10 protein-coding genes are annotated in these 14,984 nt (G+C 70.5%); 6 read left to right on the forward strand and 4 right to left on the reverse strand.

Going from position 1 to position 14,984, the window contains the following annotated elements:
* The first annotated feature begins 157 nt into the window (after positions 1-157).
* The 5 genes from pta to ACZ597_RS01515 all read left to right on the forward strand — a co-directional run bounded on the left by pta (position 158) and on the right by ACZ597_RS01515 (position 9,792).
* Positions 158-2,245: a phosphate acetyltransferase gene (gene pta, locus ACZ597_RS01495; protein ID WP_471323486.1), complete on the forward strand. Its 2,088-nt coding sequence runs from the start codon at positions 158-160 to the stop codon at positions 2,243-2,245.
* A 35-nt stretch (positions 2,246-2,280) separates the two neighbouring features.
* Positions 2,281-3,495: an acetate kinase gene (locus ACZ597_RS01500; protein ID WP_471323489.1), complete on the forward strand. Its 1,215-nt coding sequence runs from the start codon at positions 2,281-2,283 to the stop codon at positions 3,493-3,495.
* Between the two features lie 61 nt (positions 3,496-3,556).
* The gene (gene pyk, locus ACZ597_RS01505) at positions 3,557-4,987 is read left to right on the forward strand and encodes a pyruvate kinase (protein WP_471323492.1); all 1,431 of its coding nucleotides are present in this window, start codon (positions 3,557-3,559) and stop codon (positions 4,985-4,987) included.
* A gap of 516 nt (positions 4,988-5,503) precedes the next feature.
* Entirely contained in the window at positions 5,504-9,244 is a 3,741-nt protein-coding gene (locus ACZ597_RS01510; protein ID WP_471323494.1) for a hypothetical protein, read from the forward strand.
* The gene (locus tag ACZ597_RS01515; RefSeq protein ID WP_471323497.1) at positions 9,241-9,792 is read left to right on the forward strand and encodes a hypothetical protein; all 552 of its coding nucleotides are present in this window, start codon (positions 9,241-9,243) and stop codon (positions 9,790-9,792) included. The genes ACZ597_RS01510 and ACZ597_RS01515 overlap by 4 nt, the downstream gene beginning before the upstream one ends.
* Before the next feature lie 64 nt (positions 9,793-9,856).
* On the opposite strand, the gene ACZ597_RS01520 is transcribed toward ACZ597_RS01515, so the two are convergent.
* The 4 genes from ACZ597_RS01520 to ACZ597_RS01535 all read right to left on the reverse strand — a co-directional run bounded on the left by ACZ597_RS01520 (position 9,857) and on the right by ACZ597_RS01535 (position 14,033).
* Complete coding sequence (locus ACZ597_RS01520) at positions 9,857-11,152, reverse strand: hypothetical protein (protein WP_471323499.1); 1,296 nt, start codon at positions 11,150-11,152, stop codon at positions 9,857-9,859.
* Positions 11,142-11,693, reverse strand: coding sequence for a DUF6114 domain-containing protein (locus ACZ597_RS01525; RefSeq protein ID WP_471323502.1), 552 nt, complete (start codon positions 11,691-11,693; stop codon positions 11,142-11,144). The genes ACZ597_RS01520 and ACZ597_RS01525 overlap by 11 nt, the downstream gene beginning before the upstream one ends.
* A 113-nt stretch (positions 11,694-11,806) precedes the next feature.
* Entirely contained in the window at positions 11,807-12,454 is a 648-nt protein-coding gene (locus ACZ597_RS01530) for a DUF6230 family protein (RefSeq protein ID WP_471323505.1), read from the reverse strand.
* A gap of 586 nt (positions 12,455-13,040) precedes the next feature.
* The gene (locus tag ACZ597_RS01535; protein ID WP_471323509.1) at positions 13,041-14,033 is read right to left on the reverse strand and encodes a tetratricopeptide repeat protein; all 993 of its coding nucleotides are present in this window, start codon (positions 14,031-14,033) and stop codon (positions 13,041-13,043) included.
* A 230-nt stretch (positions 14,034-14,263) separates the two neighbouring features.
* Here ACZ597_RS01535 and ACZ597_RS01540 point away from each other — a divergent pair, with 230 nt between their 5' ends.
* On the forward strand, positions 14,264-14,902 hold the full coding sequence (locus ACZ597_RS01540; protein WP_471323511.1) for a TetR/AcrR family transcriptional regulator: 639 nt from the start codon (positions 14,264-14,266) through the stop codon (positions 14,900-14,902).
* The last annotated feature ends 82 nt before the right edge of the window (positions 14,903-14,984 follow it).

Below are 14,984 nucleotides of genomic sequence, written 5' to 3' on the forward strand. Positions count from 1 at the left end.
CCGAGAGGGGTGCGCGCTCGGCACTGCTCCACCCACCAGGCCTTTCGTCCCTCCGGGCCGGACCTTTTCCCAGGGGCGCTCTATCCACTGACGGAGGTATTGTCAAGGGGTCGAGGCACACCAATAAGACATCCACTGCATGGGACGGAGAGCACGCGTGACGCGCAGCGTGTACGTGACCGGTATCGAGCGGGGGGACGGCCGGCAGGTCGTCGAACTGGGAATCATGGAGCTCCTGACCCGGCAGACGGGCCGGGTCGGTGTGTACCGCCCCCTGCTGCACGACGGGCCGGACCGGCTCTTCGACCTCCTGCGGGCCCGCTACCGGCTCGACCAGGACGCCGCGACGGCCTACGGCATGGAATACCACGAGGCCTCCGCCATCCTCGCCGAGAAGGGCAGCGACGAGCTGGTCTCCCGGCTGGTCGACCGCTACCACCGGGTGGCCCGGGACTACGAGGTCATGCTGGTGCTCGGCACGGACTACGCCGACACCAACCTGCCCGACGAGCTCGCCCTGAACGCCCGCCTCGCCAACGAGCTCGGCGCTGTCGTCGTCCCCGTCGTCGGCGGCACCAAGCACCCCGCCGAGGCCGTCCGCGCCGAGGCCCAGAGCGCCCACCGGGCCTACGAGGGCCTCGGCTGCCACGTCGTGGCGATGGTCGTCAACCGGGTGGCCCCCGAGGACCGCGACGCGATAGCCGAGCGGCTCGCCACCCGCCTCCCCGTGCCCTGCTACGTCCTGCCCGACGACAAGAACCTGTCCGCCCCGACCGTCGCCCAGATCACCCGGGCGCTCGGCGGAGAGGTACTCCTCGGCGACGACGCCGGGCTCGCCCGCGACGCCGTGGACTTCGTCTTCGGCGGCGCCATGCTGCCCAACTTCCTGAACGCCCTGACCCCCGGCTGCCTCGTCGTCACCCCCGGGGACCGGGCCGACCTGGTCGTGGGCGCGCTCGCCGCGCACGCCTCGGGCACCCCGCCGATCGCGGGCGTGCTGCTGACCCTGAACGAGCGCCCGTCCAAGGACGTCCTGACGCTGGCCTCGAAGCTCGCCCCCGGCACCCCGGTGGTCTCCGTGGCCGGCAACAGCTTCCCGACCGCCGCCGAACTCTTCTCGTTGCAGAGCCGGTTGAACTCCGCGACCCCGCGCAAGCTGGAGACCGCGCTCGGCCTCTTCGAGCGGCACGTGGACACCGCCGAACTGCGCGGGCTGCTGTCGGTGGCCCGCTCCGAGCGCGTCACCCCGATGATGTTCGAGCACGAGCTGCTGGAGCGGGCCCGCTCCGAGCGGCGCCGCGTGGTGCTGCCCGAGGGCACCGAGGAGCGGGTGCTGCGCGCCGCGGACGTGCTGCTGCGCCGGGGGGTGTGCGACCTGACCCTGCTGGGCGAGGAGCAGGCGATCCTGAAGAAGGCCGGCGACCTGGGCGTGGACATCTCGGCCGCGCAGCTGATCGACCCGGCGACCTCCCCCCTGCGGGAACGGTTCGCCGAGTACTACGCCAAGGCCCGCGCGCACAAGGGCATGACCGTCGAGCTGGCCCACGACGTGGTCACCGACGTCAACTACTTCGGCACCCTGATGGTCCAGGAGGGCCTGGCCGACGGCATGGTCTCCGGCTCGGTGCACTCCACCGCCGCCACCATCCGCCCCGCCTTCGAGATCATCAAGACCAAGCCCGAGGCCTCGATCGTCTCCTCGGTCTTCTTCATGTGCCTGGCCGACCAGGTCCTCGTCTACGGCGACTGCGCCGTCAACCCGGACCCCGACGCCGCACAGCTCGCCGACATCGCCGTCCAGTCGGCGGCCACCGCCGCCGCCTTCGGCGTCGACCCGCGCATCGCGATGCTCTCGTACTCCACGGGCACCTCCGGCTCCGGCGCGGACGTGGAGAAGGTCCGCAAGGCCACCGAGGCCGTCCGCGAGCAGCGCCCCGACCTGCTGATCGAGGGCCCGATCCAGTACGACGCCGCCGTGGAGCCCTCGGTCGCCGCGACCAAGCTGCCCGGCTCCGAGGTGGCCGGCCGGGCCAGCGTGCTGATCTTCCCGGACCTGAACACGGGCAACAACACGTACAAGGCGGTGCAGCGTTCGGCCGGCGCCGTCGCGGTCGGCCCGGTCCTCCAGGGCCTGCGCAAGCCGGTCAACGACCTCTCGCGCGGCGCGCTGGTCCAGGACATCGTCACCACCGTGGCGATCACCGCGATCCAGGCGCAGTCGCAGTCCCGGCCCCAGGCCCAGTGATCCCCCCACTCCACCCGAAGGAAAGACCCTCCACCGTGACCGCAACGCGCGTACTCGTCCTCAACTCCGGCTCCTCGTCGGTGAAGTACCAGCTGCTCGACATGGCCGACCGCTCCCGGCTCGCCGCCGGCCTGGTGGAGCGGATCGGCGAGGAGACCTCCCGCCTCGTGCACGAGCCGCTCACCGGAGCCGGCGCCGGGGGCGGCAAGCGCGAGCGGCTCGGCCCGATCGCCGACCACGGCGCCGCCCTGCGGGCGGTCGCGGCGGAGCTGGCGGCCGACGGACTGGGCCTGGACTCCCCGGAGCTGGCGGCCGTGGGCCACCGGGTGGTGCACGGCGGGACCCGGTTCACGCAGCCGACGGTGATCGACGACGAGGTGCTCGCGGAGATCCGCAGCCTGATCCCGCTGGCCCCGCTGCACAACCCGGCGAACGTGACCGGCATCGAGGTGGCGCGCGAGCTGCGCGGGGACCTGCCGCAGGTGGCCGTCTTCGACACCGCCTTCCACTCGACGATGCCCGAGCACGTGGCCCGGTACGCGATCGACGCGGCGACCGCCGACAAGTACGCCATCCGGCGGTACGGCTTCCACGGCACCTCCCACGCCTACGTCTCGCGGGCGACGGCCGCGCTGCTGGGCCGGCCGGTGGAGGACGTGAACGTGATCGTGCTCCACCTGGGCAACGGCGCCTCCGCTTCGGCGGTGCGGGGCGGGGTCTGCGTGGAGACCTCCATGGGCCTGACCCCGCTGGAGGGCCTGGTCATGGGGACGCGTTCCGGCGACCTGGACCCGGCGGTGATCTTCCACCTGGCCCGGGTGGGCGGGCTGTCCGTCGACGAGATCGACTCGCTGCTCAACAAGAAGAGCGGTCTGCTGGGTCTGTGCGGCGACAACGACATGCGCGAGGTGACGCGGCGCGCGGGCGAGGGCGACGAGGCGGCCCGCCTCGCGCTGGCGGCCTACGTCCACCGCCTGAAGAAGTACATCGGCGCGTACACGGCGGTCCTGGGACGGGTGGACGCGGTGGTGTTCACGGCGGGCGTCGGCGAGAACGCCTCCGCCGTGCGGGAGGCCGCGATCGCAGGCCTGGAGGAGCTGGGCCTCGCACTGGACCCGGAGGCGAACGCCGAGCGCTCCCCGGAGCCCCGGCTGATCTCCCCGGACCACGCGCGGGTGGCGGTGGCGGTGGTCCCGACCGATGAGGAACTGGAGATCGCCTCCCAGGCGTACGCGTTGGTTACCCAGTAGTCACTTGGACTTTCCGCCAGACGGAATATTCCGCTACGAAACAAACGGATAGGATCCGGTCATGCGCCGTTCCAAAATCGTCTGCACGCTGGGCCCCGCCGTCGACTCGTATGAGCAGCTGAAAGCGCTCATCGAGGCAGGTATGAACGTGGCCCGATTCAACTTCAGCCACGGATCCCAGGCAGAACACCAGGAGCGGTACGACCGCGTCCGGAAGGTCTCCGAGGACACCGGGCGCGCGGTCGGCGTCCTCGCCGACCTCCAGGGCCCCAAGATCCGTCTCGAGACCTTCGCCGAGGGTCCCGTCGAGCTGGTGCGCGGTGACGAGTTCACCATCACCACCGAGGACGTCCCGGGCGACAAGTCCATCTGCGGCACCACCTACAAGGGCCTCCCGGGCGATGTCGCCAAGGGTGACCAGGTCCTGATCAACGACGGGAACGTCGAGCTCCGGGTGACCGAGGTCGAGGGCCCCCGGGTCAAGACCATCGTCATCGAGGGCGGTGTCATCTCGGACCACAAGGGCATCAACCTGCCCGGCGCGGCCGTGAACGTCCCCGCCCTGTCGGAGAAGGACGTCGACGACCTGCGCTTCGCCCTCCGCATGGGCTGCGACATGGTCGCCCTGTCCTTCGTCCGCGACGCCAACGACGTCAAGGACGTCCACCGCGTCATGGACGAGGAGGGCCGCCGCGTCCCCGTCATCGCCAAGGTGGAGAAGCCCCAGGCCGTCGAGAACATGGAGGCCGTCGTCGCGGCCTTCGACGCGGTCATGGTGGCCCGCGGCGACCTGGCCGTCGAGTACCCGCTCGAAAAGGTCCCGATGGTCCAGAAGCGGCTCATCGAGATGTGCCGCCGCAACGCCAAGCCGGTGATCGTCGCGACCCAGATGATGGAGTCGATGATCACCAACTCCCGCCCGACCCGCGCGGAGGCGTCCGACGTCGCCAACGCCATCCTCGACGGCGCCGACGCGGTCATGCTGTCCGCCGAGTCCTCGGTGGGCGCCTACCCGATCGAGACCGTCAAGACGATGTCGAAGATCGTCACGGCGGCCGAGGAAGAGCTCCTCTCCAAGGGCCTCCAGCCGCTGGTCCAGGGCAAGAAGCCGCGCACCCAGGGCGGCTCCGTCGCCCGCGCGGCCTGCGAGATCGCGGACTTCCTCGACGGCAAGGCCCTGGTCGCCTTCACCCAGTCCGGCGACACCGCCCGCCGCCTGTCGCGCTACCGCGCCACGCAGCCGATCCTGGCGTTCACGACGGACGTGAACACCCGCAACCAGCTCACGCTGAGCTGGGGCGTCGAGTCGGCCATCGTCCCGCACGCCGACAGCACGGACGCGATGGTCGACCTGGTGGACGCCGAGGTGCTCAAGCTCCAGCGCTTCAACCCCGGCGACACGATGATCATCACGGCCGGCTCGCCCCCCGGCGTCCCGGGCACGACCAACATGGTCCGCGTCCACCACCTGGGCGGCGGCACCCCCGCCTGAAGCCCGAAGGGCCGCCGGCCTGACGGCCTGACGGCCTGACTCTGCCGCACAGAGACCGAGGGCGGCACCCCGGTCCCGTAACAGGGACCCCCGGGGTGCCGCCCTCGGTGTTTTCCGTGCCGGGGCTTCCGTTGCCTGCGGCTACCGGTCGGTAGTTTCGGCCTACATCCATCGGCTGCGGCCAGAAACGCACTACCGACGGTAACCGTGAACGTGAAACGCTCGAACCGCCTTGGGGGAAGGCAAACGGGGTTGTGCACCTGACCAGTGCACAGGGGGAATCGACCATCTCTGCTCCGCCGTGCCGCCGTACGCGGTTTCACGGCCGTACGCGCACGCCTTCCTTCGGGCTGACCAAACCCCCTGAAGACAGGCAACCACGTGCAACGAACCATCCGCTCACGCAGCCGGAGTACCGGCGTCCGAACAGCGGTCCGGCGAGGGCTGGCCGGTACTGCTCTGGCTACCAGCGCAGCCCTGTTGGCGGGGCTCATCAGTGCCGCTCCGGCGTCAGCCGTGGAGATCCCGCCAGACGACGAGCCGCCTTACCGACCCATCAGCCTGGGCGAGCAAGCACGGCTGGACCGCTGCTCCGCCGGCGTCGCACTTCACATGGGCGGGCCCGAGGCAAAGAGTGTCGCGGCGAAGGCCCTGACCGGCACGGCCCAGGAACTGGCCATCGCAACCGATCCCGTCACGGGCATGTATCCGCTGGCCCAGGCGCGGATCAAGGACCGTGATGCCTACGGGGGCGCCAGCGAGTCGGTCGACCGCCGTAAGCGCTGGGAGGCGTCGAACTACTTCTACTGGGAGACCGGGAACCGTGGTGGGGTCGCCCACGACGCCCCCCAGTTCGACCAAGACGTCGTCGCCTTCTCGGGCATCGAGCGTGAGCTCGCGTACAAGATCGGCTCTGACGGCCACGCCGTAGCGACGAAGGAGTCCACCGATCGGGCGAAGGCGCTTGCCGCCGAGCTCAAGGGCAAGGACCTGAACAACGACTCCGTTGTTGATTCCCTGCTGCGGGATGCGACGAAGACCGAGTACAACTACCGCAGCACAACGGCCAGCGACATCGCCCGCTACCTGCGCCTCGGCGGCTTCATGGCCAAGGCGCCGGCGGAGGACTCGGTCGAATTCCGTCTTGAGGTAGAGGCCCTGAAGGTCGCTTGGGGTGCGTGCGACAGCCGCAACCCCGTTGACTTCTACCGGGTCATGTCGCCGATGGTCGTCACCGCACACCTGGAGTGGGAGCAGGAATACGCCTCCCAGGCCACACCGCGGGCCGAGATCATCAACGCGGACGTGGCCGCGGCCGCTGAGGTCCGCAAGGCTACCGGTGCCATGATCGAGGCCATGGGCCAGGCCTGGCTCGCCGATCAGATCCTCACCTGGCAGAAGTACTGGGCCGGTCGGCCCGCCAACGACACGGACAGGCCGGCCGCGTCCCGTTTCACACAGGCGAACAAGGACCTGGCCACCGCCCGTGCGCGCGCCGCGGACCAGGCGAAGACCGCGGCCACCGCCACTACGACGGCCAAGACCGCCTCCGACAAGGCCAACGCCGCTCAGAACACGGCGTGGGCCATCGCGGACGCGGCCAAGACCCCGCGCGGGCGCGGCCTCCTGTTCGCACAGCAGTCCGTACAGGTGGCGAAGGCCTCGGCCGCAGCTGCCGAGGCGGCCTCAAAGGCCACCCTGACCGCCTCGAACGCCGCCAAGGCGACCGTCTCCGACAGCAAGACCCTCTACGCCCTGGCGCAGACCCAGTCGCACGCCCTGAACACCGAGTTCCGCCGCGTCGCTGCGCAGGAGGCCGCCACCCAGGCGAAGGCCGCCGCCACGTCGGCCGCGGCCCAGGCCAAGGAAGCCGCGGACAACGCCACCAAGGCGAAGACCGCACAGGCCACGGCCGAGGCCGCCCAGGAGACCGCCCGGAAGGCGGCGGACACGGCGAAGACCGAGCGCGCGAAGGCCGAGAAGGAGAAGGCCAACGCCGCCAAGGAACGGCAGAACGCCGCCAACGAACGCGCGAAGGCCCAGGCGGCCGAGAAGCGCGCGGCGACGGAACGCGAGACGGCGGGCCGGGCACGGACCGCATCTCAGGGTGCCGCCGGCACCGCCTGGGGCGAAATGGAGAGGGCCGAGGCCGCCGAGTCCAAGGCCACCGAGGCTCGTGACAGAGCTGTGGAGGCCGAGCGCAACAAAGCAGCCTCAGCTTCACGGGCCGCATCGTTGGAGGCCGCCGCTGCCGCGCACGTGAGTGACGAGGCCGCCGACGCGACCCGCAAGGCCGCCACCGAGGCCCGCACCGCCGCCAACCAGGCGGCGACGGCCGCGACCGCGGCGCGCACGGAAGCCGACGATGCGAGCGCCGCCGCCGTCAGCGCCCGCGCTGCGGCGACCCGCGCCGACGCGGCGGCCCAGCGAGCCAACAGCTCGGCTGACAAGGCCTGGTCCGCGTACCAGACCAGCTTCTCCGCCGCTCTCACCTCGCACGCCGCGGCCGCCGACGCCATCGCTGCTGCCAACGCCGCTTCGGTCAACGCGACCAAAGCCGAGGCCGAAGCGAAGAAAGCACAGGCCGCGTCGCTCCAGGCGAGCAAGGAGGCCGGGGCTGCCCGCACCGAGTCGATCAAGACGGCCGCGTGGGCCGCGGTGACCGCCGGTCACGCCTACGCCACCTCCCAGGCGGCTTCTTCCGCCCGTGACTCCGCGGCCCAGGCGATCGCTCCGGCCAACACCGCGATCGCGATCGGCACCGCCTACCGCGAGACGGACTCGGCGGCCGCGTTCGCCGCGCTCGTCGGGCAGTCGGCCAAGTCCCACGCCGAGCAGCTGGCGGCCGCCGCCACCGCGAAGGCCGAGGAGGCCACCAAGGCTGCGGCTGCCGCGAAGTCCCTGGCCGAGAAGGCCTCCGGCGACGCGAAGCTCGCCGCCCAGGCCGCTGCCGCGGCCGCCGCCGACACCGCGGCGGCGCTGAAGTCGATGGCCGCCGCCCGCGCCTCGGCCGCGGAGGCCGCTCGTGCCGCCGACGCCGCCAAAAAGGCGGACGAGAAGACGAAGGAGTACAGCGCCGAGGCGGGCACCGACGCGATGTTCGCGAAGAGTGCGGCCAAGGACGCCTCCGACGAAGCGCTCGGTGCGAACAACGAGGCCACCGAGGCCGAGAAGAGCGCCGTAGGGGCCCGTGCCTCCGCCGATGCGGCGGCCAAGGACGCGAGTGCGGCCGACAAGGCCGCGACCGACTCCGAAGGCTACGCCGACCGCGCCGAGACGGCCGCCACCAACGCCGACCAGGCAGCGCAGGACGCCGACGCCTCGGCCGACCGTGCCGAGGAGGAAGAGCGACGGCAGCAGGAGGAAGACCGCAAGAAGGCCATGGAGACCGGCAACACCGGTGTGGCCGAGGCGTCCAAAATCGGCGGCCCCCTGGGTGGCGACGACGAAGCCATCCTGCGGGCCGAGTGCGGCCAGAGCTGCGTGGACGAGTACCGCACGGCACTCGCCGCGATGAACGCCGGCATCGTGGACTGGCTGATCGCCAACGGTGGCGACATCCTCATCTCGGTGCTGGGCCTGGACAACATCAAGAAGTGCTTCGCCACCCGTGAGGTCGAGCCCTGCCTGTGGGCACTGTTCGATGTCGCGAGCAACGCCATCCCCCTGAAGAAGGTGGGGGACGTGATCGAGGCCATCTACAAGGTGGTCACGCGCGTGGCAAAGTTCTTCGACGCGGCCGAGGCCGGCGCCCGCGCCGTCAAGCGCCTGAAGTCGATCATCGAGCGGGCGCGGAAGACAGGCGGCAAACTTCCGTCCTTCTGCCCCCTGCCTGCGACCAAGCCCAGGTCCGCAGCACCGGCCATGGCAGGCCCATCGGCTCAGAACCCGGCCGCTGCTGCGGATGATCCCCTCAAGCCGCCGTGCTTCACGAGCATCACCACGAACGACAAGACGTGGAAGAAGCACTGGCAGAGCAAGAAGCCCATGATGGAGAAGCTCCTCGGCAAGACCTACCCGAAGTACAAGGACGACGAGGGCGCCGAGCTGCTCAACGACTGGTTCCAGATGATCAAGGACGGCCGCTTCGCGTTCAAGGGCATCGCCACGATCAAGAAGGACTTCCCCCCGGGCCTGGTCTTCCGGTTCAAGGACCATACTCTGGTCCTTCAGATGAACGGCGAGTTCTGGACGCTCCTCAAGGACGGCAGCGGCATGCAGCCGAAGGACTTCCAGTGGCTGTCCGGAGGACTATGAGCGAGCAGCACGACACCACTCGGGCCATCTACGACCGGATCTTCGCCCCCCTGCGCGCGGTGAGTGTGTGGGACGTCCAGATCCCAGGCTTCATCGACCGGGACCCAACCGTTCCGCGCTTCACCCCGCTAGGGCGCACGGTCTACCTGGCCCTCCAGGAGGGTGGTCATCTACGGATCGATTCCCAGGGCGACCTCGGAAATCTAGCGCTTAGGATGGTCGACGAAGTCGAGCCCCCGGAGGAGCTGGTCGATGCGGAGGACGAGTTCGCGGTGTCCTCCTACGGTGCGCACTTTCTGGGGGACGACGCCCTCACCCAGCGCGTCACGGGCGTCCGCTACGTCGTGAGCGGTCCTGCCGACCTGGAGTTCGGCACCATGCGTTGCATCGAGTTCCAGTTCGAGTACCAGCAGCGGCTCTTTGTGGATCCCAGCTACCACTGGGGCGTCCGCCTCCAGGGTGCCGGGGCGTACGACCGGTGGCTCCAGGAAACGCAGGAACGGCCGGAGTCCTCCGGTCCACCCCTTGAGTACGACTGGACCGCCTGACCACCGTTGAACACGAAGCTCCCGGTACCCATGGGTACCGGGAGCTTCGCCATGGTTCGGCTTCCTACTTCTCCGCCGGGCCGATGTAGTTCTTCAGGCCCGGGACGGTGAGGTTGCCGCCGAACTGGCCGGCCTGGACGACCTTGACCTTCGTGAAGAAGGCGAAGGGGACGTTCACGGGCGGCGGGGTCTTCGGGGTGAACTCGACCGGGATGAGCCCGAAGAGGTTGCCCTTGAGGCTTTCGGTGTACATCGTCACCTTCGCGCCGCGGATCGTGGACGTGGAGCCCGGGCGGGACTTCAGGTGGGCGATGTTGGAGCCCTTGCCCACGGTCTGGTACAGGTCCTTGATGTCCAGCGAGTCCGCCGTGAACTTCAGGACCTTCTTGACCTTGCCGCCCGCCGTCTTCACCTCCACGATGCCCTCGTAGTCGAGGCCGTAGAGGGTCAGCAGCGAGCTGTCCAGGTACCAGGGCTCGTCCGGCAGCAGCGGGATGCCGGGCTCCAGCTTGGCGTTGGCGAAGGCCTCGGCGTCGAAGGTCGGGCAGGGGAAGGGCTGCTTCCCGTTCGGGTCCGTCGTCGCCGACGTCGAGGGGGAAGGGCTGGGCGACGCCCCGTCCTTCTCCGCGTCCTTGGCCGTCTTGCCCGTCTCGTCCTTCGGCTTGGTGACCGTGTCCTTGACGCTCTGCGGGAGCTCCTCGACCTTGACCCCGGCCTTCTTCGCGGCGTCGCGGATGGCGTCGGCGGCGGGGTCCTTCGTCGGGGTGGGCTTGGCGGTCGTGGTGGGCGCGGGCGCCGGGGTGGCCGGCTTCTTCGCGTCCTGGAGGGGCTTGGTCAGCCCGCCCATGAGGTCCTTGAGGGCGTCGCCGACACCCAGCGGGTCCAGCGGGTTCGCCGGCTTGGCGGACGGGGCCGTCGCCGACGGGGACGGGGAGGTGCCCGTCTTCGGGGTCTGGGGCTGCTTGGCGGACGGGGAGGCCGACGGGCTCGCCGCCGGCTTCGGGGCCTTGCTCGCGCCCGGGGACGGGCTCGCACCGGGTGAAGCGGAGGCCGAGGGCGACGGCGAGGTGGACGCGGATCCCGACGGCGTCGGCGAGGGCGACTTCGTGGGCTCGTCCGAGCGTGTCACGCAGGGGCCGGGCGCGAAGGGGATGTCCTTGTCGTCGGCCAGCGCCAGCTTCGGGGCGATGCCCATCCCGACGAGGACCGCGGTCGGCATCGCCGCGAGCGCCATCGTCTTGCCGACGGGTATCTGGATCTTGTTCAGCAGCGACTTCCTGGGCGCCGCGTGGCGCGGGCCCCTTCTCTCACGGGACTCCGCTCCGGGGGTCACCCCCCGCTGCGTCTCGTCACCCCGCACTGTTCCTCCCGCCATCGGCGTGGGCAGTCGTCTCGGTCGCGTACGGCGTTTCCATGTCACGGGGGCCGGGGACGCCGTAGAACGGGTCCGCCGGAGCCATCTCGGCCTTCTCTGCCTGCTCGGGCTCGTCCTCCGCCGGGACGCCCGGCGCCCAGGCCAGGGCGAGGCAGCCGCCGATCATCGAGGCGAGGAAGCCGATGAAGAAGCCGCCGAGGTTGGACACCGGGATCGACACCAGGGCGAGCAGGATCGCGGCGACGCCGGCGAAGACGCGGATGCCCTGCTGGAACCAGAGGGCGACGCCCAGCGTGATCAGCAGCACGCCGATGATGAGCGAGCCGGCTCCGGCCGTCGTCGCCATCGCGAGGGTGATGTTGCCCAGTCGGACGTCCGCGTACGGGAAGTAGGCAATCGGCACACCACCGAGGGCCGTGAACAGACCGGCCCAGAAGGGGCGGCTGCCCCGCCAGGCGCGGAACCGGTGGTGTACGACGGTGAGCCAGTGGTCGTCTGCGGCGCGAACCTGGGACTCGGGGTTCATGGACAACAGCTCCCTGGAAACGGTGGTACGGAGAACTCTGTGGAGCCCGGGCGGGCGCGCGACGGCCGCTGCCGCCGCCCGCCCGCCCGGTCACGTCACAGAACTGAAGCGGCTTACTTCTCGTCCTGGTAGCACGGCTCGTTGCCGCTGATCAGGCGCAGCTTGAGGTCGGGCAGCGTGAAGGTGCCCGCCGTCGTCGCCCAGGCCTTCTGACGCACCTTGGTCAGCGTCGCCGTCTTGGCGCGCTGCGAGAAGAGCGCGCCGTCCGCCACCGTGTTGGGGACGGGCTTGGTGACATGGCTGGGGTCGCCCACCGCGACACCGATGTCGAGCTGGTCGAACTTGGCGTCCGCGTCGAGCTCGGCCACGTCGAGGTAGAGGTTCGTCGCCTCGGCGGGCCTGCCCTTGTTGCCCGTGCGCAGCTGCATGGTGATGGGGCCGAGACCGGGCACCGGGGTGACCAGCGACTGGCACATGTTGGTGATCTTGGCCGAGCTGAAGCCGGAGATCGTGACCGGGTGCTCGCTGACCTTGTCCTTGTCGCCGATCGTCTTGCCCTTGGCGACACTGCCGTACTGGATCAGGTCCTGACCGACGAGCTCGTCGGCCGACACCTTGAAGTCCTGGCCCGAAACGCTGAAGGACGCCGCCAGGGCACCCTGCGCCAGACCCACACCGACCGCCGCGGTGGCCGCCATGCTGGGCACCATGACGAGCGCGAAGCGCTTCCATCTGGTTCCGCCACGAACCTGTGAACTCATCTTGTTCCTCCTTCTCGGACGTACATCTCCGGTCCGGGCCGGGAGGCCCGTCCTGGGATGGGAGAAGTGCTACGTCCTCGGGAAGGAGCGCAGGCGGCCGAGTCGCGGCGCAGCCGCGTCCGATACACCGGCGTTCACCCCCGAGCGACAACCACTGGGCCACGCGTTCGCGCAACCTGGAGGACAGGCCCTGCCGGTGTGGCAGAGACCCCCCTGTCCACGGCCGGTGCCACTGCCACCGGCCGGCCCGGTGGGGACCCTCCGCCGCGGTTCCGGGTGAGCGGTTCTGCGGGAAGGACCGAGCGTCGCCGATCGTGGTCCATTCCCGGCCGGGGCACAAGGGGGGTCGTTACTGGCGGGTAACGGCTGGATAACCGGAGTCTTGCCGGGTGCCGTCGCGCGGCCACACAGGGTGTCACCCTGGGCCACGACAGAAGGGGTGAAGAACGAACCAACCGGACAGTTCACGGGGTTCGATTTACTGCGAGTAACAGCAGCCGCGATTACCAAGTTTTGGCAAAACGCGGCCGCTGTTTATCTCCGTGTCAACAAATCGCCGGTAGCGGCACGCGCAACCGGAGTACGGCTAGAACAGCACCCGGGCCAGCGCCGTACGGGCCTGCGAGACCCGCGGGTCGTCCGCGCCGATCACCTCGAACAGCTCCAGCAGCCGGACCCGCACCGCGTCCCGGTCGTCACCGAAGGTCACCCGGACGGTGTCCACCAGGCGCCCGAAGGCGTCCGCCACGTGCCCGCCCGCGAGGTCCAGGTCGGCCGCGGCCATCTGCGCGGCCGGGTCCTTCGGGTTCGCGGCCGCCTCGGCGCGCACCGTCTGCGGGTCCATGTGCTGCACCCGGGACAGCAGCTCGGCCTGGGCCAGGCCCAGCTTCGCTTCGGTGTTCGCCGGGTCGTCGGCGAGTACGTTCTTGTACGCCTGCACCGCACCGCCCAGGTCACCCGCGTCCAGCGCGACGACGGCCGCCTCCAGCAGGGCGTCGTACGGGCCGGCCGGAACCTCGGCGGGGGCCGCCGGGGCGCCCTCGGCACCCGGGTCGACCTGGAGGCCGATGAGCCCGAAGCGCTCCTCGGCGACCTGGACCAGCTGGGCCAGGGTCTCGCGGATCTGCTGCTCGGGCGCCACGCCCTGGAACAGCGGCAGCACCTGGCCGGCGACCACGGCGAACACGGCCGGGATGCCCTGGATGCCGAACTGCTGCATCAGCATCTGGTTGGCGTCGACGTCGATCTTCGCCAGTACGAAGCGGCCGTTGGCCTCGACGGCGAGGCGCTCCAGCAGCGGGCCGAGCTGCTTGCACGGCTCGCACCACTCGGCCCAGAAGTCGAGGACGACCGGAACCTCGTTGGAGAGCTGGAGCACGTCGCGCTCGAAGCCCGCCTCGGATACGTCGATGACGAGGGCCGAAGGCGGTACGGCGCCACCGGGCGCGGTGCCCGCGCCGCCGCCGGCCTGCCGGGCCGCGTCGTTGCGCGCCTGCTCGGCCTTGGCCTTGGCTTCGCCGGCCGCCTTCACAGCGGCGAGGTCGACCACGCCGCTCATGGACATGTTTCTGGGCTGCATGCGTACATCCTCCCCCGTGTGCGCGCGCCGGCGAAAAGGATCCCGAAAGATCGTCCTGCGTTGTGCGTTGTTCGGCGCCGGGTCCCCACCTGGCGCCAGTAGCTTCGCGTGGTTGTCGCTCTTACGCTACGAGCCGTAGCGTAACTCCCCCGGAGCCCGCGCGCCCCGTGATCTGAACCACAGCGAACGGCCCCCCGCCGGTTCCCCTACCGACGGGTATGGTCTCGGCCATGCGCAACCCCAGCCCCGGTGTCAGCTCCCCGCACGGCCGTACCGGCCGCCCCCGCAGCGCGGCCGCCGACACCGCGATCCTCGCGGCGACCCGGGACGCGCTGGTGGAACTGGGCTGGTCGAAGCTGACGATGGGGGACGTCTCGGCCCGTGCCGGGGTCGCGAAGACCACCCTCTACCGGCGCTGGGCGGGCAAGAACGAGCTGGTCGTGGACGCCGTCGCGGAGCTGTTCGACGAGCTGGAGCTGCCGGACCGGGGCTCGCTCGAAGCCGACATCGAGGACGTGGTGCTCCAGTTCGCGCGGCTGCTGCGGCGCCCGGAGGCCCGTACGGCCCTGATGGCCGTGGTCGCGGAGTCCACCCGGGACGATGCGCTGCGGGACCGGATCCGGTCGGCGATCGTGGACCGGCAGAAACGTCTCGTCGTGCTGGGCCGCGAACGGGCCCAGGCCCGGGGCGAGCTCCCGTCCGAGGAGGACGCGGCCCTGGCCCGCCAGACCACGGACCTGATCTTCGACGTGATCGCCGGCACGGTGGTGCACCGGGCGCTGGTGAGCTGCGAGCCGGTGGACGAGCTGTGGGCGGGGGCCTTCACCGCCCTGCTGATGCACGGCCTCCAGGGCGCCGCCCGGGCCTGAGCGCCCGCGGGGCCCGGGGAGCACGAAGGCCGGTGGTGCCCGCCACCGCAGCGGCGGGCACCACCGGCCTTCCGTGTCCTCG

It is taken from the genome of Streptomyces sp. NPDC040718, assembly GCF_055593565.1.